The following is a 21,813-nucleotide window of genomic DNA, read 5'->3' as shown; positions in this document are numbered from 1 at the left end:
TCACGACGTTATCGCTTTGAGACAGAGGATGACCATGATGCGTACGTTCGATCTTGCCCCGCTCTACCGTGCCACCGTGGGCTTCGATCAGGTTGCCGACCTGATGGACCGCGTGCTTGCCGGCGAGACCACGCAGAACAACTACCCGCCCTACAACATCGAGAAGACCGACGAGAGCGCCTGGCGCATCTCGATCGCCGTTGCCGGCTTTGGTGCCGACGACCTCGCCGTCGAGGTCCGCGAGAACGCCCTGATCGTGACCGCGCGCAAGGCCGAGGACGATCAGGAAGGCCGCACTTTCCTGCATCGCGGCATCGCGACGCGCGCCTTCGAGCGCCGCTTCCACCTTGCCGACCACGTGAAGGTGACGGGCGCCAGCCATCTCGACGGCATGTTGCATATCGACTTGGTCCGCGAGGTGCCCGAAGCGTTGAAGCCGCGCCGCATCGAGATCTCGAGCCAGAAGCCGCAGGACGCGAACCTGATCGAGGAGAAATCGGTCAACTGAGAATACGGTCGGGCACTCCAGCCGGCCGTGCGCGACGCGGTCGGTCGGTGAGGCGCCGGTCGTGACCGCACCGCGCGAGGGCGCGGGTCCGCAAGGGCCCGCGTCTTTTTCGTGGCGCGGTATACATCAGACAGAGCGCGTCCGGGCCGGCAAATAAAGGAAGGGCGGCCCCAAGGCCGCCCTTCCCGTATCATGGACGCCTTGTTTCAGAACGTCAGCGAATACTTGTCGCCCACGTCGGGCTTGTTCTCCGACAGGTTGCCCTTGGCGGTCTCGTAGAGGAACCGCGCGGCGGAGGTGGTCGAGGTCCAGACCTCGGCCGAGTTCAGCGTCAGGCATAGCAGCCGGATGTCGGGATCGCGGCGCCCATCCTCGAACCAGCTCGCGGCCACCTTCGACCACAGCTCGTCGAGCTTCTGCTCGTCATGGCTCAGCGTCAGCGTGCCGTGGACATGGGTGTAGATGCCATGTTCGTCGCTGGTCACCGCGAAGACCGCGTCCTGCGGACCGGTCTCGGCCCGCTCCGCCAGTTCGGTGCCGTCATGGCCGATGAACCACAGGCAGCCCGCTTCGGGGTCGGTGTAATGCGCCATCGGAATCAGCCGGTCGGTGCCCTTCAGCCCGATCAGCCCGGCATGCAGACCATCGATCCGCTTCCAGAACATTTCCACGCGCTTCTCTTGGCTGTGCTCGCCCATCATTGAATCCTCGTGCTGGACGGGCGGCCACGTTGCCGCCGCCCGCTTCGGCAAGGCAACGATGCGCGAGGGGCGCGGTTCCGTTCAGTGCGCCTCGGCCCAGGTCCGACCCTGCCCGCCCTCGGCCAGCAGCTGCACGTCGAGATGCACCGCGGGCCGCGCGGCGTTTTCCATCACCTCGCGGGCGATGGGGATCAGCGCATCGGCCTCGGCCTCGTCGACCTCAAACAGCAATTCGTCATGCACCTGCAACAGCATCCGCGCCGAAGGCACGGCGGCGATGGCATCGTCCATGCGGATCATCGCACGGCGGATGATGTCGGCCGCCGTGCCCTGGATCGGCGCGTTGATCGCGGCGCGCTTGGCGAACCCCGCCCCCGGCCCCTTGGCGTTGATCTCGGGCGTGTTGATGCGCCGCCCGAACAGCGTCTGGACATAGCCATTGGCCTTCGCGAAGGCGGTGGTCTCGTCCATGTAAGTGCGGATGCCTGGGAAACGCTCGAAGTAGCGGTCGATGAAGCCCTGCGCCTGCTCGCGCGGAATCCGCAGGTTGCGGGCGAGGCCGAAGCCCGAGATGCCGTAGATCACGCCGAAATTGATCGCCTTGGCCTGCCGCCGGATCTCGGGCGTCATCTCCTCGAGGGGCACGTTGAACATCTCCGACGCGGTGGCGGCGTGGATGTCCTGCCCCTCGCGGAACGCCTGTTTCAGCTCCTCGATCCCCGCCATGTGGGCAAGGATACGCAGCTCGATCTGGCTGTAGTCGAGCGAGACCAGCACCCGGCCCTTGGGCGCGACGAAGGCCTCGCGGATGCGGCGGCCTTCGTCGGTGCGGATCGGGATGTTCTGCAGATTCGGGTCGGTCGAAGCGAGGCGGCCGGTGTTGGCGCCCGCGATCGAATACGAGGTGTGCACCCGCCCGGTCTCGGGGTGGATGTGCTCCTGCAGGCTGTCGGTATAGGTCGATTTCAGCTTCGAGATCTGCCGCCAGTCGAGCACGAGGCGCGGTAGCTCGTGCTCGGTGGCGAGATCTTCGAGGATGTCGGCTCCCGTCGCATAGGCCCCGGTCTTGCCCTTCTTGCCGCCGGGCAGGCCGAGGTCGTCGAACAGGATCTCGCCCAGTTGCTTGGGGCTCCCGACATTGAAGGGGCGTCCGGCCTTCTCGTGGATTTCGGCCTCCAGCCCCGCCATCTTCTGCGCGAAGGCGTTGGACATGCGCGACAGCACCTCGCGGTCGACCTCGACGCCCGCCCGCTCCATCCGCGCCAGTACCGGCACCAGCGGGCGCTCCAGCGTCTCGTAGACGGTGGTGACGCGGTTGCGATGCAGTTCCGGCTTGAACCGCTTCCACAGGCGCAGCGTGATGTCGGCGTCCTCGGCCGCGTATTTCACCGCCTCGTCGATGCCGACCCGATCGAATGTCACCGCCGACTTGCCGGTGCCGATCACTTGCTTGATCGGGATCGGCAGATGGCCGAGATAGCGTTCGCTGAGCGTATCCATGCCGTGCCCATGCAGCCCCGCATGCATCGCGTAGCTCAGGAGCATCGTGTCGTCGAAGGGCGCCACGTCGATTCCGAGACCGGCGAATATCTTCAGGTCGTATTTCATGTTCTGGCCGATCTTGAGGATCGAGGTGTCCTCCAGCACCGGCTTCAGCATCGCCAGCGCCTCCTCCATCGGCATCTGCCCCGCGCAGAGCTGGGCACCCCCGAACAGATCGTCGCCGCCCTCGCTGTGGCACAGCGGGATGTAGCAGGCATGACCCGGTGTCAGCGCCAGCGAGATGCCGACGAGCTCGGCACGCATTTCGTCGAGGCTGGTGGTCTCGGTGTCGACCGCGACATGGCCCAGCTCGCGGATCGCGTCGATCCAGACCTGCAGCTCCTCGGCCGTCGTCACCTTCTGGTAGCCGGCATGATCGAAGGGGACCTCAGGCTCGGGCTCGACCGCCTCGGTCGCGGCCACCTCGGGCACCACCGGCGCCTCCTGCCCCAGTTTCTCGGCGACGCGGCGGGTGATGGTTCGGAACTCCATCTCGGCGAGAAAGCCCAACAGCGCCTCGGGGTCCGGCTCGCGGATCTCGAGATCGTCGAGCGTGAAGTCGAGCGGGCAGTCGCAATCCAGCGCCACCAGCTGCTTCGAGAGCCGGATTTGTTTTTCGTGCTCGATCAGCGTCTGGCGTCGCTTGGGCTGCTTGATTTCGCCGGCGCGCTCCAGAAGCGTCTCGAGATCGCCGAACTCGTTGATCAGGAGCGCCGCCGTCTTGATGCCGATGCCGGGCGCGCCCGGAACGTTATCGACCGAATCGCCCGCGAGCGCCTGCACGTCGACGACACGGTCGGGCCAGACGCCGAATTTCTCGAATACGCCGTCGCGGTCGATGCGGCGGCTCTTCATCGGGTCGAGCATTTCAACCCCGTCGCCGACGAGTTGCATCAGGTCCTTGTCGGATGAGATAATGGTGACGCGGCCGCCGGCGTCCCGGGCTTGGCAGGAAAGTGCTGCGATGATGTCGTCGGCCTCGAAGCCTTCCTTCTCCTTGCAGGCGATATTGAACGCCTCGGTGGCGCGACGCGTCAGCGGGATCTGCGGCCGCAGATCCTCGGGCATCGCCTCGCGATTGGCCTTGTAGAGGTCGTAGAGATCGTTGCGGAAGGTGTGGGAGCCCTTGTCGAAGATCACCGCGACATGGGTGGCGGCGTCGGGGCCAGTGTTGCCGTCGATATAGCGCTGCAGCATGTTGACGAAGCCCGACACCGCGCCGACCGGCAAACCGTCCGATTTGCGGGTCAGCGGTGGCAGCGCGTGATAGGCGCGGAAAATGAAGGCCGAGCCGTCGATCAGGTGCAGGTGGCACCCCTTGCCGAATTGCGTCATGCCCGCCCTCTTTCGCGATGTCGTGTCAATTCAAACCGAATTCTTGCAAGAATTCGGGCAATTTCCTTTGCAAGGAAATTGGGGCCGGAGCGCCCGCCTCAGCGGGTTTCGTTCTCCTGGCCCGAGCGATCCTGCCCGCGGGTGATGTCGTCCAGCCCCTCCGCGCCCTTCTCGGCGAAGTCACGGTGGATGTAGCGCGCGTCGCAATAGGAGCAGTCGACCCAGCCGGTATCGTGCGGGATCATCAGCCAGACGCGCGGATGGCCGAGCCCCGCGCTGCCGCCGTCGCAGGCGATGCGCCAGGTGTCGACGATCTTGGTCTCGGGCGCGGGAAGTGTCATGAGGGGCCTTGCCTTGCAAACGGGAGCGGCCGGGCATGGACCCGGCCCTGATCGCGCTACATTCTAGCCGCCCCGCCCGCAGGGACAAGACGCGAAAGGACACGAGCCATGACCGACGCCGCCATCGAGATCACCGGCCTGAAGAAGACCTATGCACCCAGCGCCAGATCTCCGGCCAAGCTGGCGCTCGACGGCGTCGACCTGTCGATCCCGGCGGGGTCGATCTTCGGCCTCCTGGGCCCCAACGGCGCCGGCAAGTCGACGATGATCAACATCATGGCCGGCTTGGTGCTCAAATCCGAAGGGCGGGTGAAGATCTGGGGCTTCGATCAGGATGTGAACCCGCGCCAGTCGCGCGCGGCGATCGGCGTGATGCCGCAGGAACTCGTCCTCGACCCGTTCTTCACACCGCGGGGCGCGCTCGACGTGCAGGCGGGGCTCTGGGGCGTGCCGAAATCCCAGCGTCGCACCATGGAGCTTCTCGACCTCGTGGGGCTTGCCGACAAGGCCGATGCCTATGCCCGTTCGCTCTCGGGCGGCATGCGGCGGCGGCTGCTGCTTGCCAAGGCGCTGGTGCACTCCCCCCGCGTGCTGGTGCTCGACGAGCCGACGGCGGGCGTCGACATCGAACTGCGCAACATGCTGTGGCGCAACGTCCGCAAGCTCAACGAGCAGGGCACGACGATCATCCTGACGACGCATTACCTCGAAGAGGCGCAGGAGATGTGCGACGAGATCGCGATCATCGACCAGGGCCGCGTCATCACCCGCGACACCACCGCGAACCTCGTGGGCCGGGTCAGCGGCAAGACGCTGGTGGTGACCCCCGAGGGCCCCGCCGCGATCCCGGCCCTGCCCGAGGGCGTCAGCGTTACCGAGCGGCCGGGCGGGGCGCTGGCCTTCAGCTATGACGCGTCGAAGATGGGCGCGGGCACGGTGCTCGACGCGATCCGCGCAGGCGGCATGCGGCTTTCGGACGTGAAGACCGAGGAGGCGGATCTGGAGGACGTGTTCCTGCAGCTGACCTCCAAGGCCAAGGAACCCGTCTCCGCCGCCTGAGGTTGCCCCTCCGCCGACAGGAGGGACCGCATGGAAGAAGAAACGCAGACCGCCCCGCGCGAGGACATCGACAGCTTCGCCGGTGTCGAGGCAGACACCGGCAACATATTCGAGAAGATCGACGCATGGGCCGACGGTTTCTTCCGGCTGCTGCCGAATATCGCCGTGGCGCTCGTGCTTCTGGTCCTCTTCTGGTTTCTCGCACGCGGCGCGGCGGCGCTGGTGCGCCGCTCCGGCAGGAAGCGCGGCCGCGACAACCTCGGGGACGTCGGTGCGAGCCTGCTGCGCTGGCTGGTGACGATCCTCGGCATCATGCTCGCCGTCACCATCGTCGCGCCCTCCATCTCGCCGGGCGATCTCTTCGCCGGCCTCGGGATCGGCTCGGTCGCGATCGGCTTCGCCTTCAAGGACATCCTGCAGAACATGCTGGCGGGCATCCTGATCCTGATCCGCCAGCCCTTCGAGGTGGGCGACCAGATCGTTTCAGGCGGGCACGAAGGCACGGTCGAGCGGATCGAGACCCGCGCCACGCTCATCAAGACCTATGACGGCCGCCGCGTGGTGATCCCGAACTCGGACATCTACACCGACGCGGTGGTGGTCAACACGGCCTTCGACAAGCGGCGCTCGCAGTACGACGTGCTGATCGGATGCTCCGACGATATCGACGGGGCCTGCGCGATCATGGTCGAGGCCGCGAGCCGCTGCGACGGCGTGCTGTCCGATCCCGCACCCGAGGCGATCCCGTGGGGCATGGACGCCGACGGCAACACGATCCGCCTGCGCTGGTGGACCGAACCCGCCCGTGCGAACGTGGTGCACGTCTGGGGCCGGGTGATCCGCGACACCTACAACGCGCTGAACGAGAAGGGCGTCGATCTGCCCTACCCGACCCGGATGGTGCTGTTCCACGACCAGACGGAGGCAACCGACGGCGACCGTACCGCCCAGCGCGAAGGCTGGCCCGCCAAGGGCGACAGCCCTGAGCCGCGCCGTATCGCCGATGCGATCCGCACTGCCGCCTCGCAGAAGCCCTGATCCCCTGCACCCCTCCCCGGTGACGGCGCAAACCCCCATGTCAGGGTCGCGCCGCCTGCCGGTCTCAGACGCGCTCCAGCATCCGGCCCAAGGGCCGACCGCCGAGGATGTGCACGTGGAAATGCGGCACCTCCTGCACGCCATGGGCACGGGCATTGGAGATCGCGCGGAAGCCGGCCTCGACATCCGCCTCCTCGCAGATCCGTGCCACCGCGCGGGTGAAGTCGAGGATCTCCGCGTCCGAGGCATCGCGCGCGAAGTGGTCGTAGCTGACATAGGCCCCCTTCGGGATCACCAGCACATGCACCGGCGCCTGCGGCGCGATGTCCTCGAAGGCGAGCGTGTGCTCGGTCTCGAGCACGGTCTTGTTGGGAATCTCACCGCGCAGGATCTTCGCGAAGATGTTCTGGTCGTCATAGTCGAAGCGCATCGCTTCCTCCTCAGTCGTCGAACAAGTGCGGCGTCCGCGCGATGCCCAGCGCAGTATCCGCCGGGATGTCGAGAAACGCCTGCAACGCCTTCGCGTTGTCCTCCGCGGGCGCGCCCTCGACAAGCCGGTAATGACGCGCGATGCCCGCCTCGCCCAAGGCGCGGCTCTCGCCATCGAACTGCCGGCGCAGCGTCGGCATCAGCAGATCGAGCCCCGCCTCGTCGGTATCCGCAAGCTTCAGGCGCTGCGCATGCAGGCGCAGATAGGCGTCGTCGATCCGCGTCGCGATCTCGAGAACGCGCAGATCGGTGCGGTCTTCCGTAAGCTCTTGGACCAGGTCGAGACGGCAGGGATCGATACAAATCGCCAGCCGCGCCAGGTCCTGTGCCTCGAACAGCACCCGCAGCATCGCCCGGGGGTGCCGCGATCGCTTGGCAAGGCCACGCTCGAAGCCGCCCAGCGGAGGCAACGCCGCCCCCTCCTCGTCGAAGACGTAGTCGAACACGGCGGGATCGCCCAGCTGCCTGATCATGCCCACCAGCCGCTTGGCCACGTGCCGCTTATGCGCGACGATCAGCAAAAGCTCGCGCCCGACCCCGACCCTGCCGCCGACCTCCCACGCCCGTGGCCCGTATCTTTCCCCGATCCGGCCGCGCCCGGTCAGGTAGTCATGCAGCCGCCGCCCGTCGCCGCCGCGTGGAAAATCGCGTCGCTGCGATGCCCACAGCTCCGAAAGCCGCGCCCGCAGCCGCGTCGCGCACGGGCTGATCTTGCGTGCAAAGAGCGCGTTCTGTGCCAGCAGCATCTCGTGATGGTCGTCGTGGAAGCTCGCGGGCATGCCGTAATCGGTGAAGGCGAGAAAGGTCGGGCTGCGCGATCGGATCTCTTCGCGGGGCACGAGGTGGCGCACCAGCGTCTGGAACAGCGTTTCGTCGGGGATCCAGCTCCAGCGGAACAGCCGCCGCAGATCGGGCCGTTCGTCCAGCAGACGCAGCACTGCCTCCACCGTGGCACGGCGCAGGCACCACCATTGCGAGCCGATCATCAGCCGGATGTCGGCGGGCAGCCGGCGGCGCAGCCCCAGCCGTCGCTGCAGGCCGAGACTGGCATAGAACAACCCCTTGCGCTCGCGCTCGTTGAAGAGATGCCAGCGCGTCAGCCGCTCCTCCTGCATGCCGGTCTTGATCCAGCCGCCGTCGAAGAAGTCGACGCTCTCGATCCAGTCGGCATCCTCGCGTGCCAACAGCTCATGCGCATGGGCCGCAGACTTGATTGCCATGCAGTCGCCCGACAGCAGGTAGAAGTGCGTGGCATCGGGAAACCGCGCGAGCGCGAGACGCAGCGCCGAGATGGTGGCGGCGACGAGGCTCCAGCCGCCCCAGCCGCAGCGCCGGCGCCGTTCGACCAGCACCACGCCGGGTTCGGCGCACAACCCATTCTGCAGGATCCGCCAGGCCTCGGCCGGGGCGCGGGCGTCGAGATGAACCGCCACCGCGTCACCCGAGGCGGCGAGCCCGCGCGCCTGTCGGACGACCGCCTCGGGGTCCTTGTGAACCAGCAGGATGAAGGCGATGCGCGTCATGTCCGTTTCCGCTGCGCCACGCGCCGGAACTGGCGGCGGTTTGCGCCTTGATAGCCCGTCCGACCCTCCCCTAAACAGGGCTGCGGGGATTTCGCCGTCCCTTGTGGCGCGGGCGCGTCAACGCAGGAATGGGAGAGCACGCATGGGGTTTCCGGGCACCTGGATGACCGAGAGCGAAAGCATGGTCTATCGGGTGGTGCCGAAATGCGCCTGCTCGACCATCGGCCAGATCATGTACCGCTCGGATCACGGCCGGTTCTTCGACGGCGACATCCACGACGCGCAGGAAGGGCTGCACAAATGGGGCCTCGACCACAGCCGGGGCCCCATTTCGGATAACGTCACCGCGCATAAGAGCCTCGTCTTCAGCTGCGTGCGCAATCCCTATGAGCGCATCCTGTCCTCCTTCTTCGACAAGATCTGCGGCATCCAGCGCAACGGGCGACGCTATCGCGGCAATCTCGTTCCGAAGCTGATGGAGACATACGGGGTCGAGGTGGGCGATCCCGATACCGGCTTCGAGTTCGACCAGATCCGCAGCTTTCGCCGGTTCCTGCTCTTTGTCCGCGACACGATCCGCTTCAACAGGCCGATGGATCCCGACATCCACTGGTCGGCGATGTCGGGCCATGTCTCGACCCTGATCAAGGGGGGCGGGCGTTACGATGTGATCCTGCATGTCGAGGATTTCGAGGCCGGCATGGCCGGGGTTCTGGCGTGCGCACCGCTGCGCCATCCGGTCGATCTCGGCGCGATGCCGCGTTTCAACGAAAGCGAGGGGCATGGGCCCAAGCGCGCCCACCCGGTCGAGGCGTTCTTCGACGACCTGTCGATGCATCTCGTGAGGGAGGTCTATGGCCGCGACTTCGAGCTGTTCGGCTATGACATCGACGACCCGTCGCGGCGCGCGCCGAGACGCGAGATCGATCTCGACGCTGTGCATGCGAAGCTCGGCGCATGAGGCGGCTCCGGAACCCTGCCCCGACCCCGTTGTTGAGGGAACGACATGCCTGATCCCGCTGCCACAGACATCCCCGCCCGGCTGCGGCGCCGTCCCGAACTGTGGATGGTGCTGCTGTTTCTCGTATCGCTGGCCGCGCTGGGCTTCTTCCTGCTCGCCGGCGAGGTGGTCGAGGGCGATACGGCGTCATTCGACGAAGCGATTCTGCTGGCGCTGCGCAACCCGGCCGATCTAAGCGACCCGATCGGCTCGCACTGGGTCGAGGAGATGGCACGCGACATGACGGCGCTGGGCGGCGTGGCTTGGCTGAGCCTGCTGACGGCCGGCGTGGCGGGCTACCTCGCGCTGTCGCGCCATACCCGCACCATGTGGTTCCTGCTGATCGCGATCGGCAGCGGCACGCTGCTCAGCCGCACCGCCAAGATCTTCTTCGAGCGCGCCCGCCCCGACCTCGTGCCGCATGGCTCCTATGTCTACACGGCGAGTTTTCCCTCCGGGCACACCATGCTTTCGGCGGTAACCTACCTGACGCTCGCGGTGATGCTGTCGCGGCTCGAGCCGCGCCGCATCATCAAGGTCTACATCATGACCTGTGCGATCATCCTGACCGGGCTCGTCGGTGCCAGCCGGGTCTATCTCGGGGTGCATTGGCCCACCGACGTGATCGCCGGCTGGACCGCGGGCGCGGGCTGGGCCGTGCTGTGCCTGCTGATCGCGCAATGGCTGCAGCGCCGGGGCCAGATCGAGCCTGCGGAAGACGCCAAGGACTAGAGCAGCCTGGCCTGAGCGAAGAGCGCCTTGAGATCCGTCTCGGGTCGCGCTCCGAAATGCGAGATCACCTCGGCGGCGGCGACGCAGCCCATGCGTCCCGCCGTCTCCAGATCCCGATCCGTGGCGATACCGTAAAGGAATCCGGCGGCGAACAGGTCGCCCGCCCCGGTAGCATCGACCGGTGTCACCTTGCGCACCGGGACCACGACCCGCTCCTCGCCCCGGATCAGCACCACGTCCGCGCCGGAACGGGTGCAGACCACGAGCCGGCACTCGGCGGCGGCGCGGGTCAGCGCCTCGTCAAGGCGGCATTCGTAGAGGCTTTCCCATTCATGCTCGTTGCCGATGACGAAATCGAGCTCGCGCACCAGCTTCTGGAAGTCGGCGCGGTGCCGGTCAGCGCAGAACGGGTCCGACAGCGCGATCCCGGCCATGCCGCCGCCCTTCTGGGTCAGCCGCGCCGCGCGTTCGAAGGCCTGTTTGCCTTTGGGCTTGTCGTAGAGATACCCCTCAAGATAAAGCAGCCCTGCCTGCCCCGCCACCGTATCGGAGACGTCGTCGGGGCCGAGCTCGGCGGAGATGCCGAGATAGGTGTTCATCGAACGCTCGCCATCCGGGCTCACGAAGATCATCGAGCGCGAGGTCGGCAGTTCGCCGCCCGAAACCGGCGGGTTGGGAAAGCGGGTACCGCCCTCCTCCATGCTCGCGGCATAGAAGCGCCCCAGCGCGTCGTCGCGCACCCGCCCGATGAAGCTCGTCTCGAGTCCGAGATTGCCCAAACCCGCCAACGTGTTGGCGACGGAGCCGCCGGGCGCCTGCCGCCGCTCCTCCATGGCGCCGTAGAGCATCTCGCCGCGCTCGCGCTCGACCAGCTGCATGATGCCCTTCTCGATGCCCATCAGGTCGAGAAAGCTGTCATCGGCCTGCGCGAAGACGTCGACGATGGCGTTGCCGATGCCGAGGATGCGGGGAATGCTCATGCGGTCTTCTCCTCGAAGAGACAGTATTCGCGGATCGGGCAGGCCGGGCATTTGGGCTTCCGCGCCACGCAGATGTAGCGCCCGTGCAGGATCAGCCAGTGATGCGCATGGCCCTGCCAGCGTGCGGGTACGTGGTCCTCGATGCCGCGCTCGACCGCGTCGACGTCCTTGCCGGGCGCGATGCCCGTGCGGTTGCAGACGCGGAAGATATGCGTGTCGACCGCCTGCGCCGGATGCTTCCACCACATGTTGAGCACGACATTGGCGGTCTTGCGGCCGACGCCCGGCAGCGACACCAGCGCGGCCCGCGACGAGGGCACCTCGCCGCCGAAACGCTCAACGAGGATCTCGCTCATCCGGATCACGTTCTTGGCCTTGTTGCGGTAAAGGCCGATCGTCTTGATATGCTCAATCAGCCCCTCCTCGCCGAGGTCGAGCATCTTCTGCGGCGTATCGGCGATTTCGAAGAGCTTCCGGGTGGCCTTGTTCACCCCCACATCGGTGGCTTGCGCCGAAAGCGCGACGGCGACGAGCAGCGTGTAGGCGTTGACATGCTCGAGCTCGCCCTTGGGCTCGGGCTCGGCGGCATGCAGGCGGGCGAAGATCGCGTCGATCTCATGATAGTCGAGCTGTCGGGTCATCACGCCTCTATGCCCGGCCAAAGGCGTGCTCACAAGGCCGCCGCCCCGAGGGTCGATCACGGGCGCCATGCGTATTTGAAGAAAGATGAACCAAGGACACGCGCCGCCCCGTTCATCTTTCCCTAAATACGCATGGCCTGCCGCTTCGGTGACGCGCGCGGTTTGCCCGGATGCGCAGCTTCCGGGTCGCACGGCCGTCGGCGGCGGCCTATTCTCGACCCATGGACCAGACCCATTCATATCATTACGGCGTCATGCGCCGCGCGATCGAGGCGATAGACGCCGCGCCCGCCCCGCTCGCGCTCGAGGATCTTGCGGCACGGATGGAGATGTCGCCCGCCCATTTCCAGCGGGTGTTTTCCGCATGGGTCGGCGTCTCGCCCAAGCGCTATCAGCAATATCTGGCGCTCGGACACGCCAAGGCGCTATTGCGGGCGCGGCGCACGACACTGGAGACGGCGCAGGAGGTGGGGCTATCCGGCACGGGCCGGCTGCACGACCTGTTCCTGCGCTGGGAAGCGATGAGCCCGGGCGATTATGGCGCCGGCGGTGCCGGCCTCGACATTCGTTATGGCAATTTCGACAGCCCGTTCGGTCCGGTCGTGGCCATGGGCACGGAGCGCGGCCTTTGCGGTCTCGGCTTCGCCGCCGAGACCGGGACGGATGCGACGCTCAGGGACCTGTGCGACCGCTGGCCCGCCGCGCGGTTCTCGGAGGCGCCTCATGCCATCGCGCCCTGGGTCGAGGCGGCCTTCGCAGGCCGGGGCGAGGCGCGGGTCGCGCTCATCGGCGCCCCCTTCGCGATCAAGGTCTGGCAGGCGCTGCTCGAGGTGCCTTCGGGCCATGTCACCACCTATTCCGACATCGCCGCGCGGATCGGCGCGCCCCGCGCCATCCGCGCCGCCGCCACGGCGGTCGGGCGCAACCCGGTTTCGTGGCTCATCCCCTGCCACCGGGCGCTGCGCAAATCGGGCGAGTTGGGGGGCTATCACTGGGGTCTGCCGGTGAAGCGGGCGATGCTGGCATGGGAGGCTGCGCGGGGCGAGGCATGATGCCCCCGCGCAACAGCCGGTTTGGTTCCCGAAAAGGCTGGAACCCGCCTATCAAGGCTACGTTATTGCATAGCAGCCGCACGCGGCCTCTATCAAACCGGGACAGGCGCGGGCATCACTTCCCGCGCGACTCGCAAGAATTGGATAAACCGATGATCACCAAGCTTCCCCTCGCGCTCGTCACCGTGTCGGCCCTTGCCGTGGCCGCCTGCCAGCCCGTCACCCCGAACAACCCCGACCCGAACGCCAACACCCGCCGCGGCGCCCTCGTCGGTGCCGGTCTCGGCGCGGCCGTGGGCGCGCTGACCGCCGATGACAGCGACGAGCGGCTGCAGCGCGCCGCCGTCGGCGCGGCGATCGGCGGTGCCGCCGGTGCCGGTACCGGTGCCCTGCTCGACCGTCAGGAAGCCGAACTGCGCAACCAGCTCGGCTCGAATGTGGGCATCGTCAACACCGGCGAACAGCTGGTCGTGACCCTGCCGCAGGACATCCTGTTCGCCACCGACAGCGCCCAGCTGACCGGATCGCTGCAAACCGACCTGCGCGCCATCGCCGGCTCGCTCAACAACTATCCCAACACCACGGTCAACGTGGTGGGTCATGCCGACAACACCGGCTCGGCCGCTTATAACCAGCAGCTCTCCGAGCGCCGCGCCCAGGCCGTCGCCTCGGTGCTGACCTCGGCCGGTGTGTCGCCGTCGCGCGTCCGCGCCATCGGCCGTGGCGAGGACCAGCCCATCGCCTCGAACCTGAGCCCCGAGGGTCGTCGCCAGAACCGTCGGGTCGAGATCATCATCACCCCGAACAGCTGATCCGGATCACATCGGACAGGATGGGGCCGCCCACGAAGGGCGGCCCTATTTTATTTTCGGTTGAGCCCCGCCGCACGTGGTAATAGAAATTTACCAATCGCGGAGCAAACCATGCCTTTCAAGCCGATCCAGCCCGAAAAGCTTTCGCATGGCGTGGTGCGCCAGATCGAGGAGCTGGTGCTGCGCGGCATATTGCGCCCCGGCGACCGGCTGCCGCCCGAGCGCGAGCTGGCCGAGCGACTGGGCGTGTCGCGACCGAGCCTTCGCGAAGCGCTGGCCGAGTTGCAGACACGGGGTCTGGTAGAGACTCGGGCCGGTGCCGGCGTCTATGTCTCGAACGTCATCGGCTCGGCTTTTTCCCCCGCCCTCGTACGGCTCTTCGCCACCCATGAGGAGGCGGTATCGGACATGGTCGCGTTCCGGCGCGACATCGAGGGGCTGGCGGCGGAGCGCGCGGCCAAGCTCGGCTCCGACAGCGACCTCGCGGTAATCGGCGCGGTCTTCGCACGGATGGAAGCGGCGCAGTCCAAGCCCACCGCCGATGCCGAGGCCGAGGCCGCGCTCGATGCCGAATTCCACCTCGCCATCGTCGAGGCGAGCCATAACGTCGTCATGCTGCACATGATGCGCTCGATCTACGACCTGCTGCGCGAGGGCGTGTTCTACAACCGCCAGGTCATGTTCCGCCAGCGCATCACGCGGGCCTCGGTGCTGGAACAGCACCGCGCGATCAACGAGGCGCTGCAGGCGCGCGATCCTGCCGCCGCCCGCGCCGCCGTTGCGGCGCATCTCGACTACGTGCAAGGCGCCCTCAGCGATCAGCGGCAGGCCGATCGCAACGAGGAGATCGCGCGGCGGAGGCTCAGCCGCGAAACCGGCCGCTGAGGCGCGACGGAAGACCCGATCCATGCTAGGATCGCGTATCGCACCACAGGAGGATACGCGATGACACGACTTCTGGCCGCGGCCTGCGCCGCGCTCCTGATGGCCTCCACGGCGATGGCCGGGCCCGGCGGCTGCGGTGATCGGCACAATGTCACCGCCGACGCCATGCAGGACCGCTCCCTCCCCGAAAGCAGCGAGATGGCATCGGCCTCCCCCGTCGAGACCCCCGCCCCCTCGATCGATCTCCTGGCGCTGCTGGATGGCGCGCTGCCGAGCGAGGCCGCGAGCACTCCCCGCTGAAGCGAATAATCCGAAAGTGGAAAGGCCCGGTCGCTGTCGCGGCCGGGCCTTTCGCATCGCTGTCGTCTCGACGATCCGATCAGTGCAGCTTGGCGCCCACCGTCTGGATCGACTCGTCGATCATCTTGTCGGCGCGCTGGGCGGTCATCTGCTCGGCGATGACCTGGCGCGCGGCGGCCACGGCCACGGCCACGGCTTGGTCGCGGACCTCCTTGACGGCCTTGTCCTGAGCCGACTGGATCTGCTCCTCGGCGGCGGTCAGGCGGCGCTGGATCGACTTCGCGATGTCGACCTTGGCCTGCTCGGCCGAGCGGTTGGCCTCTTCGCGCGCGTTCGACACGATGCGATCGGCCTGGGTCTGCACGTCCTTCTGCTTGCGCTCGTAGGAGGCCAGCAGCGATTGCGCTTCCTCGCGCAGCCCGCGGGCCTCGTCGAGTTCGGCACGGATGCCATCGGCCCGCTTGTCGAGCAGCTTGCCCACTTCGCGCGGGACGCGGAAGTAGAGCAGCACGCCGACGAAGAGCAGGAACGCCAGCAGCACGATGAAGTCGGTGTTGCGGAGCGAGAAGAACGGCCCGGTCGCGGCCATCGCCGGGGCGGCGGTCAGGCTCAGGGCCAGGGTTGCGAGAACGAGTTTCATGCGCGCTCTCCCAGCTTGGCGTCGACCGCGGCATCGACCTTCGCGGCATCGGCATCGGCGCCGAAGGCGGCGACGATCTCGCGGGCGACGTCGCGGGCGACCTCGCTCACGTTGCGCGCGGCACTTTCGCGGATCTCGTCGATCGCCGCCTGGCTTTCGGCGGTCTTCGCGGCGATCTGCGCATCGGCCTTTTCGATCTCGGTATCGAGATCAGCCTGGATCTGCGCCTTGGTCTCGGCGACGATCCGGTTGGCCTCGGCTCGCGCATCGGCCAGCGCCTTGTCATAGGCGGTCTCGGCCTCGCGGGCGCGATGCCGCAGCTCCTCGGCGGCGGCGATGTCGTTGGTGATCGTGCCCGCGCGCTCGGCCAGCACCGCGCCGATGCGCGGCAGGGCAAAGCGGGACAGGACGAAATAGATCACGCCGAGCGTGACCAGGAGCCAGAAAATCTGGTTCGGGAAGCTGGAGACGTCGAGCTGGGGCATGCCCGGCCCAGCGGCTTCGGCTCCGTGCACCGCCAGTGCTTCTTCGGCGGTAATGGTTTCGGTCGCCACGGCGTCCTCCATCGAGCCCTAAGGAAATGGCGGCGCGGGATTGCCCGCGCCGCCGGTCAGGAGATCGAGGTCTGGATCAGACCGCGAACATCAGCAGCAGGGCGACGAGGAACGAGAAGATCCCGAGCGCTTCGGCGAAGGCCAGGCCGATGAACAGCGTGGCGGTCTGCGAGGCAGCAGCCGAGGGGTTGCGCAGCGCGCCGCCCAGGTAGTTCGCCGCGACCGAGCCCACACCGATGGCCGCGAGGCCCGAGCCGATGGCCGCGAGGCCGGCGCCGATGAACTGACCGAATTGTGCGATATCGCCTTCCATGGGGGTATCTCCTGATTTGGAATTGCGTGTTTGGTGAAGGGTGAACCGACCTCGGCGGATCGCGCCCCGTCTCAGTGCGACGGGTGCAGCGCGTCCTTGAGGTAGATGCAGGTGAGGATGGTGAACACGTAGGCCTGAATGCCGGCCACGAGCACTTCGAGCCCGTAGATCGCGGTGATCGCCACGACCGAGAGCGGCGACAGCGCGGCGATGGCGGCAAAGCCCGCGAACACCTTGATCATCGCGTGACCGGCGACGAGGTTGCCGGCAAGACGGATGGAGTGGCTGACCGGGCGCACGAAATACGAGATCACCTCGATGATCGCGATGACCGGGCGCAGGAAGAGCGGCGCTTCCTTCATCCAGAACAGCCCGAGGAAAGCCATGCCGTTCTTCACGAAGCCGATCACGGTGACGGTGATGAACACGCCAAGCGCCAGCACCGCGGTGACGGCGATGTGCGAAGTGGGCGTGAAGGCCAGCGGCAGCAGTCCGAGATAGTTCGAGAACAGGATGAACAGGAACAGCGTCATGATCCAGGGGAAGTATTTGAGACCTTCCTTGCCGGTGACGTCCTCGACCATCTTGTAGACGAAGCCATATACCAGCTCGGCGGCCGACTGGACCCGGCTCGGGATCACGGCGCGGCCGCGGGTGCCGATCACCAGCAGCCCGATCACGCAAAGCGCGGCCATCGCCATCCAGAAGGTGGCATTGGAGATGGTGTACCAGGACACCGGGTCGCCGATCTCGCCGAAGAGCGGCTTGATCTCGAACTGGTCGAACGGGTGGAACACCAGACCGCCCGGCTCTTCACCCTCGACCAACGCCACCGCTTCTGTCGCCATTCTCTCAGCCCTCGTCGTCGCCGGCCTGATCGGCCTGCTGTTTAACCTGCAGCTCCTTGGCCGTGCGCAGCATCGTCTTCACGCCCGCCGCGAGGCCCAGGAATATGAACGGGATCAGGAATATCGGCATGGTCCCGAAGAGGGTGTCCAAGCCGTACCCGACCCCGAAGCCGATCCCGAGACCGGCCACAAGCTCGATCACCATCCGCCAGGCGACCTGTGCCTGGCTGTAATGGCTCTCCTGATGAGCGGCTTCCTCTGGCTTGCCCTTCAACTTGGCGAGACGCTCGTCCAGCGCGCGCAACCGCGCCTCGTGATCGTCGTCGTTGTTGCTGTCGGACACTCCGGGTCGGCCCCCTCATCGGTCGAGGAGGGTGCTATAGCGCGGGGCCGGATTGGTCAAGCAGGCGAAATCCACGAGGGATAGCGAGCCTACACCCTGTTATTGCTGGATATTTCCGGAAACGTGCCATGCAGGGCCCGGCGTTGGGGCCGTGGGAACAGTGGTTGCGACATTCAACCGCGCGGTTGACGTTTGCCCCGACCCGGGGTCAGGTCGCGCCATGGCCGCATCTCTCGATCTCGTCTTTTCCGCCCTTGCCGACCCGACCCGGCGCGCGATCCTCGCACTGCTGCTTGAGGATGACATGGCGGTGACCGACGTGGCGGAGCCGTTCGAGATGTCGCTCGCGGCGATCTCTAAGCATCTGGGGGTTCTGGCCGAGGCGGGGCTGATCTCGCGCGACCGCCGGGGCCGCGTGACCTGGTGCCAGCTGGAGCCCGACGGGCTGCGCGAGGCCTCGGTCTGGATGCAGGGGTTCGGGCAGATGGAAGGCATCGATCTCGACGCCTTCGAGAGGTTCCTCGCGCGGGAACTGGGGGCGTCCGCCGCGGAGGGTTCCGAAGACCCGGCAGCGGCGGAGGGTTGATCTCAGACCAGGCCGATCAGCGAGAGAACGGCGATGACGACGACGACGAGACCGATGATGTAGATGATGTTGCGCATGGCTGCCCTTCAAGATGAATTAAGTAAGAAGCTGTCGGGCCAACGCCGCGCTCACGAAATCGTTCCTCGACCTAGCTCCAGCTTTTCGCGCGGTCCTTCAAAGCCTTGAGAAAGGCCTGCACCTTGGGCGTCCGGTGCAGGTCCACATGGGTGACGACCCAGATCGGCACTTCCCATTCCGGCAGCGGCCCATGAACGATCTCCAGATCGTCGCGCGTCTGTGCCTCGTGCAGCGGCACGAAGCCTAAGCCCGCCCCGGCCAGCACCGCGTCGCGCTGGTTGCGCTCGCCGAAGGCGCGAAAGGCGATCCGGTCGAGCGGCACGGTCTCGCGCAGCCAGCGATAGAAGGGGGCCCGGCTTTCGAGATCGTCGGAGCACACGAAACGGTGCTCGGCCAGATCCTCGACCCCGCGTGGCAGGCCGTGGCGCGCGATATAGCTGCGCGAGGCCACCAGCACGACCTGCATCCGCAGCAGCGGCTGCACCACGTTGTCGGGCTGGTCCGGCGCGGCGCCCGCGCGGATCGCGACATGCGCCTCGCCATATTCGAGCCGGAACAGCCGGGTGCCGGTGAGCAGCCGCACGATCACGGATGGGTACTCGGTCTGGAAATCGATCAGCAGCGGCGTCACCAGATCGGCCAAGGTGTCGAGCGTGGTCACCGCCAGCTCGCCCTCGACCCCGTCGCCCTGCCCCTTGAGACGGCTGACCAGCTGCGCGAACTGGTCGTCCGTGGCCTGCGCCACCTGCAAGAGGTCGCGCCCCGCCTCGGTCGCGGTGTAGCCGCGCGGGTGGCGCTGGAACAGCTTCACCCCGAGCCGCGTCTCGAGCGCGTCGACATGGCGGATCACCGTCGCATGATGCACGCCCAGCACGTCGGCGGCACCCGAGACCGTGCCCATGCGGGCCACGTGAAAGGCGGTGCGGATTTCGTCCCAGTTGTCCATGCGGCTCTCCTCGGGGGTGGGACCCTCTTCTAGGATGCATTTCCGCCGCCTCCAAGCGACTCCCGCCTCTTGACCGGAAGCGCGATCCGCCGTAATTGCGAGCCCCAAACCCGGAAGCTCAGGCTTTCCGGTCCCCGGCCATTGCGGGGATCGCCGTCCGTCAGCGCGTTGCGCCCACGGGCGCGCAACCGCATGGGGCAACCGGGACTGACGCAACGGTCGGAAAGGACCGCCATGTTCGAATCGCTCTCAGACCGCCTCTCAGGCGTCTTCGACAGGCTCACCAAGCAGGGCGCCCTCTCCGACGAGGACGTGCGTACCGCGCTGCGCGAAGTGCGCGTGGCACTGCTGGAGGCCGACGTATCGCTCAGCGTGGCGCGCGATTTCGTCGCCGCCGTGCAGGAAAAGGCCACCGGCCAGGCGGTGACCAAGTCGATTACGCCGGGCCAGCAGGTCGTGAAGATCGTGCATGACGAGCTGGTCTCGGTGCTCACCGGCGACAGCGACCCGGGCAAGCTCAAGATCGACAGCCCGCCCGCGCCGATCCTGATGGTCGGCCTGCAGGGCTCGGGCAAGACCACCACCACCGCCAAGCTCGCCAAGCGGCTCACCGAGCGCGAGGGCAAGCGGGTGCTGATGGCCTCGCTCGACGTGAACCGCCCCGCCGCGATGGAGCAGCTGGAGATTCTCGGCCGCCAGATCGGCGTCGACACGCTGCCGATCGTCAGGGGCGAGGACCCGGTGGCCATTGCCAAGCGCGCCAAGACGCAGGCGTCCTTGGGTGGCTATGACGTCTACATGCTTGATACCGCCGGACGCCTGCATATCGATCAGGAACTGATCGCCCAGGCGGCGGCCGTGCGCGACGCGGTCACCCCGCGCGAGACGCTGCTCGTGGTCGACGGCCTGACCGGTCAGGACGCGGTCAACGTCGCCACCGAGTTCGACGACAAGATCGGCGTCTCGGGCGTCATTCTGACCCGGATGGACGGCGACGGGCGCGGCGGTGCGGCGCTGTCGATGCGCAAAGTGACCGGCAAGCCCATTCGCTTCGTCGGTCTCGGCGAGAAGATGGACGCGATCGAGACCTTCGAGGCCGAGCGCATCGCGGGCCGGATCCTTGGCATGGGCGACATCGTCGCCCTCGTGGAAAAGGCGCAGCAGACGATCGAGGCCGAACAGGCCGAGCGGATGATGAAGCGGTTCCAGAAGGGCCGCTTCAACATGAACGACCTGAAGATGCAGCTCGAGCAGATGCTCAAGATGGGCGGCATGGAAAGCCTGATGGGCATGCTGCCCGGCATGGGCAAGATGGCCAAGCAGGCTTCGGCCGCGGGCTTCGACGACACCATGCTCAAGCGGCAGATCGCGCTGATCAACTCCATGACCAAGAAGGAGCGCGCCAACCCCGACCTGCTTCAGGCCAGCCGCAAGAAGCGCATCGCCAAGGGCGCGGGGCTTGAGGTGTCGGAGCTGAACAAGCTGCTCAAGCAGCAAAAGCAGATGGCCGATGTCATGAAGAAAATGGGCAAGGGCGGCATGCTGAAACAGGCCATGAAGGGCATGTTCGGCAAGGGCGGCGAGATGCCCGACATGAACGACCCCGCGGCGATGGAAAAGGCCGCCAAGATGCTCGGCAAGCAACTGCCGCCGGGCATGGGCAAGATGCCGGGAATGGGCGGCGGCATGGGCCTGCCCTCGGGCCTCTCCGGTTTCGGCAAGAAGAAATGATCCCGTCGCTCGCCACGGACCGGCTGCACCTCGTGCCGCCTTCGCTGTCGGTGCTGCCGGCGGAGCGCGAGTTCTTCGCCTCCGAGCGGTCGAGCTTCGTCGGCGGCCCGGCACCCCGGCACAAGGCGTGGCGGGTGATCGCGCTGCATCTGGGCCACTGGCAGATCCTCGGCTACGGCATGTGGGCCGCGATCGAGCGCGATAGCGGCGCGCCGGTCGGGCTCGTCGGTCTCTGGGGTCCCGAACCCTGGCCGATGCCTGAGCTGGCCTACCACCTCTACGAGGAGGCCGAAGGCAAGGGCTATGCCACAGAGGCCGGGCGGGCGGTTCTCGATTTCGCGCGCGACCGGCTCGGGATGCGCGAGCTGGCCTCGATGATCGCGCCGGCAAACGCGGCGAGCCAGTCGGTCGCACGCCGCCTCGGCGCCGAGAACACGGGCCGCGAATTTCGCGCCGATCCCGACGGCCCCGCCGTCGAGATCTGGCGCCACGACCTGACGGGAGAGCGCCCATGACCGAGGCCAGCAACCGTGCCGCGCAGCTTCTGCGCGAACACCGCGAGAGCATCGACCGGCTCGACGCGATCCTCGTCTACACGCTGGGCGAAAGGTTCAAGCACACCCAGGCGGTCGGCCGGCTCAAGGCCGAGCACGACCTGCCCCCGGCCGATCCGATCCGCGAGGAAGCGCAGATCGCCCGGCTCACCGATCTTGCGAAGGAGGCCGATCTCGACCCCGAATTCGCCAAGAAATTCCTGGCCTTCATCATCCAGGAAGTCATCAAGCACCACGAAAAACATCAATCCTGACGGGACGTCCCCGTCACCAGCCATACCC

At 66.9% G+C, this 21,813-nt stretch carries 25 protein-coding genes and 1 pseudogene; 13 read left to right on the top strand and 13 right to left on the bottom strand.

What is annotated here, in order from left to right:
* Nucleotides 1-37: 37 nt before the first annotated feature.
* Nucleotides 38-508 (top strand): Hsp20 family protein, encoded by a 471-nt coding sequence (locus LOS8367_RS12025; RefSeq protein WP_085896899.1) that lies wholly within the window; start codon nt 38-40, stop codon nt 506-508.
* A 206-nt stretch (nt 509-714) separates the two neighbouring features.
* On the opposite strand, the gene LOS8367_RS12020 is transcribed toward LOS8367_RS12025, so the two are convergent.
* The 3 genes and pseudogenes from LOS8367_RS12020 to LOS8367_RS12010 all read right to left on the bottom strand — a co-directional run.
* Nucleotides 715-1,206, bottom strand: a complete 492-nt coding sequence (locus LOS8367_RS12020) for a pyridoxamine 5'-phosphate oxidase family protein (RefSeq protein ID WP_242665577.1) — start codon at nt 1,204-1,206, stop codon at nt 715-717.
* Nucleotides 1,207-1,290: 84 nt separating this feature from the next.
* Nucleotides 1,291-4,086: a DNA polymerase I gene (gene polA, locus LOS8367_RS12015; protein ID WP_085896768.1), complete on the bottom strand. Its 2,796-nt coding sequence runs from the start codon at nt 4,084-4,086 to the stop codon at nt 1,291-1,293.
* 167 nt (nt 4,087-4,253) lie between these two features.
* Nucleotides 4,254-4,427 (bottom strand): annotated as a pseudogene (locus tag LOS8367_RS12010) (zinc-finger domain-containing protein); the annotation flags it as partial.
* 108 nt (nt 4,428-4,535) lie between these two features.
* Here LOS8367_RS12010 and LOS8367_RS12005 point away from each other — a divergent pair.
* Nucleotides 4,536-5,486, top strand: coding sequence for an ABC transporter ATP-binding protein (locus LOS8367_RS12005; RefSeq protein WP_085896766.1), 951 nt, complete (start codon nt 4,536-4,538; stop codon nt 5,484-5,486).
* Nucleotides 5,487-5,516: 30 nt separating this feature from the next.
* Nucleotides 5,517-6,524 (top strand): mechanosensitive ion channel family protein, encoded by a 1,008-nt coding sequence (locus LOS8367_RS12000; RefSeq protein ID WP_085896765.1) that lies wholly within the window; start codon nt 5,517-5,519, stop codon nt 6,522-6,524.
* A gap of 64 nt (nt 6,525-6,588) precedes the next feature.
* Here the strand turns inward: LOS8367_RS12000 and LOS8367_RS11995 are convergent, their stop codons facing one another.
* Both LOS8367_RS11995 and LOS8367_RS11990 read right to left on the bottom strand, forming a co-directional pair.
* A complete protein-coding gene (locus LOS8367_RS11995; protein ID WP_085896764.1) occupies nt 6,589-6,954 on the bottom strand; it encodes an HIT domain-containing protein in 366 nt (121 codons plus the stop codon).
* A 10-nt stretch (nt 6,955-6,964) separates the two neighbouring features.
* Entirely contained in the window at nt 6,965-8,536 is a 1,572-nt protein-coding gene (locus LOS8367_RS11990; RefSeq protein WP_085896763.1) for a DUF5928 domain-containing protein, read from the bottom strand.
* Between the two features lie 142 nt (nt 8,537-8,678).
* On the opposite strand from LOS8367_RS11990, the gene LOS8367_RS11985 reads away from it, so the two are divergent.
* Entirely contained in the window at nt 8,679-9,497 is an 819-nt protein-coding gene (locus LOS8367_RS11985) for a sulfotransferase family protein (protein WP_085896762.1), read from the top strand.
* A gap of 45 nt (nt 9,498-9,542) precedes the next feature.
* Nucleotides 9,543-10,268: a phosphatase PAP2 family protein gene (locus tag LOS8367_RS11980; RefSeq protein WP_085896761.1), complete on the top strand. Its 726-nt coding sequence runs from the start codon at nt 9,543-9,545 to the stop codon at nt 10,266-10,268.
* Here the strand turns inward: LOS8367_RS11980 and LOS8367_RS11975 are convergent.
* Together LOS8367_RS11975 and nth are read right to left on the bottom strand one after the other, a co-directional pair.
* On the bottom strand, nt 10,265-11,248 hold the full coding sequence (locus LOS8367_RS11975; RefSeq protein ID WP_085896760.1) for an adenosine kinase: 984 nt from the start codon (nt 11,246-11,248) through the stop codon (nt 10,265-10,267). The genes LOS8367_RS11980 and LOS8367_RS11975 overlap by 4 nt on opposite strands.
* The gene (nth, locus tag LOS8367_RS11970) at nt 11,245-11,889 is read right to left on the bottom strand and encodes an endonuclease III (protein ID WP_085896759.1); all 645 of its coding nucleotides are present in this window, start codon (nt 11,887-11,889) and stop codon (nt 11,245-11,247) included. Before nth ends, LOS8367_RS11975 begins: the two co-directional genes overlap by 4 nt.
* 221 nt (nt 11,890-12,110) lie before the next feature.
* Between nth and LOS8367_RS11965 the strand changes: the two genes are divergently transcribed.
* From LOS8367_RS11965 to LOS8367_RS11950, 4 genes are all read left to right on the top strand, one after another.
* The gene (locus LOS8367_RS11965) at nt 12,111-12,941 is read left to right on the top strand and encodes a methylated-DNA--[protein]-cysteine S-methyltransferase (RefSeq protein ID WP_085896758.1); all 831 of its coding nucleotides are present in this window, start codon (nt 12,111-12,113) and stop codon (nt 12,939-12,941) included.
* Nucleotides 12,942-13,093: 152 nt separating this feature from the next.
* Entirely contained in the window at nt 13,094-13,753 is a 660-nt protein-coding gene (locus tag LOS8367_RS11960) for a YiaD family glycine zipper/OmpA-like lipoprotein (RefSeq protein WP_085896757.1), read from the top strand.
* A gap of 111 nt (nt 13,754-13,864) precedes the next feature.
* Nucleotides 13,865-14,638, top strand: a complete 774-nt coding sequence (locus tag LOS8367_RS11955; RefSeq protein WP_085896756.1) for a FadR/GntR family transcriptional regulator — start codon at nt 13,865-13,867, stop codon at nt 14,636-14,638.
* A gap of 60 nt (nt 14,639-14,698) precedes the next feature.
* Nucleotides 14,699-14,938 carry a hypothetical protein gene (locus LOS8367_RS11950; protein WP_085896755.1) on the top strand — a complete coding sequence of 80 codons (240 nt, stop codon included), beginning with the start codon at nt 14,699-14,701 and terminating at the stop codon, nt 14,936-14,938.
* Nucleotides 14,939-15,017: 79 nt separating this feature from the next.
* On the opposite strand, the gene LOS8367_RS11945 is transcribed toward LOS8367_RS11950, so the two are convergent.
* From LOS8367_RS11945 to LOS8367_RS11925, 5 genes are all read right to left on the bottom strand, one after another.
* Nucleotides 15,018-15,578, bottom strand: a complete 561-nt coding sequence (locus LOS8367_RS11945; RefSeq protein ID WP_085896754.1) for a F0F1 ATP synthase subunit B — start codon at nt 15,576-15,578, stop codon at nt 15,018-15,020.
* The gene (locus tag LOS8367_RS11940; protein WP_085896753.1) at nt 15,575-16,132 is read right to left on the bottom strand and encodes a F0F1 ATP synthase subunit B'; all 558 of its coding nucleotides are present in this window, start codon (nt 16,130-16,132) and stop codon (nt 15,575-15,577) included. Before LOS8367_RS11940 ends, LOS8367_RS11945 begins: the two co-directional genes overlap by 4 nt.
* 76 nt (nt 16,133-16,208) lie before the next feature.
* Nucleotides 16,209-16,445 (bottom strand): F0F1 ATP synthase subunit C, encoded by a 237-nt coding sequence (locus LOS8367_RS11935; protein WP_085896752.1) that lies wholly within the window; start codon nt 16,443-16,445, stop codon nt 16,209-16,211.
* A gap of 71 nt (nt 16,446-16,516) precedes the next feature.
* Complete coding sequence (locus LOS8367_RS11930; RefSeq protein WP_085896751.1) at nt 16,517-17,293, bottom strand: F0F1 ATP synthase subunit A; 777 nt, start codon at nt 17,291-17,293, stop codon at nt 16,517-16,519.
* A gap of 4 nt (nt 17,294-17,297) precedes the next feature.
* Nucleotides 17,298-17,636 carry an AtpZ/AtpI family protein gene (locus tag LOS8367_RS11925; protein WP_085896750.1) on the bottom strand — a complete coding sequence of 113 codons (339 nt, stop codon included), beginning with the start codon at nt 17,634-17,636 and terminating at the stop codon, nt 17,298-17,300.
* Between the two features lie 220 nt (nt 17,637-17,856).
* Here LOS8367_RS11925 and LOS8367_RS11920 point away from each other — a divergent pair, with 220 nt between their 5' ends.
* Nucleotides 17,857-18,222, top strand: a complete 366-nt coding sequence (locus tag LOS8367_RS11920) for an ArsR/SmtB family transcription factor (RefSeq protein ID WP_085896749.1) — start codon at nt 17,857-17,859, stop codon at nt 18,220-18,222.
* Between the two features lie 148 nt (nt 18,223-18,370).
* Here the strand turns inward: LOS8367_RS11920 and LOS8367_RS11915 are convergent, their stop codons facing one another.
* Nucleotides 18,371-19,246, bottom strand: coding sequence for a LysR family transcriptional regulator (locus LOS8367_RS11915; RefSeq protein WP_085896748.1), 876 nt, complete (start codon nt 19,244-19,246; stop codon nt 18,371-18,373).
* Nucleotides 19,247-19,480: 234 nt separating this feature from the next.
* Between LOS8367_RS11915 and ffh the strand changes: the two genes are divergently transcribed.
* From ffh to LOS8367_RS11900, 3 genes are read left to right on the top strand one after another with little or no spacing between them, the layout of a single operon-like run.
* Nucleotides 19,481-20,977, top strand: coding sequence for a signal recognition particle protein (gene ffh / locus LOS8367_RS11910; protein ID WP_085896747.1), 1,497 nt, complete (start codon nt 19,481-19,483; stop codon nt 20,975-20,977).
* Nucleotides 20,974-21,492 (top strand): GNAT family N-acetyltransferase, encoded by a 519-nt coding sequence (locus LOS8367_RS11905; RefSeq protein ID WP_085896746.1) that lies wholly within the window; start codon nt 20,974-20,976, stop codon nt 21,490-21,492. Before ffh ends, LOS8367_RS11905 begins: the two co-directional genes overlap by 4 nt.
* Nucleotides 21,489-21,785: a chorismate mutase gene (locus LOS8367_RS11900; RefSeq protein ID WP_085896745.1), complete on the top strand. Its 297-nt coding sequence runs from the start codon at nt 21,489-21,491 to the stop codon at nt 21,783-21,785. Before LOS8367_RS11905 ends, LOS8367_RS11900 begins: the two co-directional genes overlap by 4 nt.
* The last annotated feature ends 28 nt before the right edge of the window (nt 21,786-21,813 follow it).

Origin of the sequence: Limimaricola soesokkakensis, assembly GCF_900172345.1 — a bacterium.
In the GTDB taxonomy this organism is placed as follows: Bacteria; Pseudomonadota; Alphaproteobacteria; order Rhodobacterales; family Rhodobacteraceae; genus Limimaricola; species Limimaricola soesokkakensis.
This window is presented reverse-complemented; position numbering and strand designations above follow the sequence as displayed.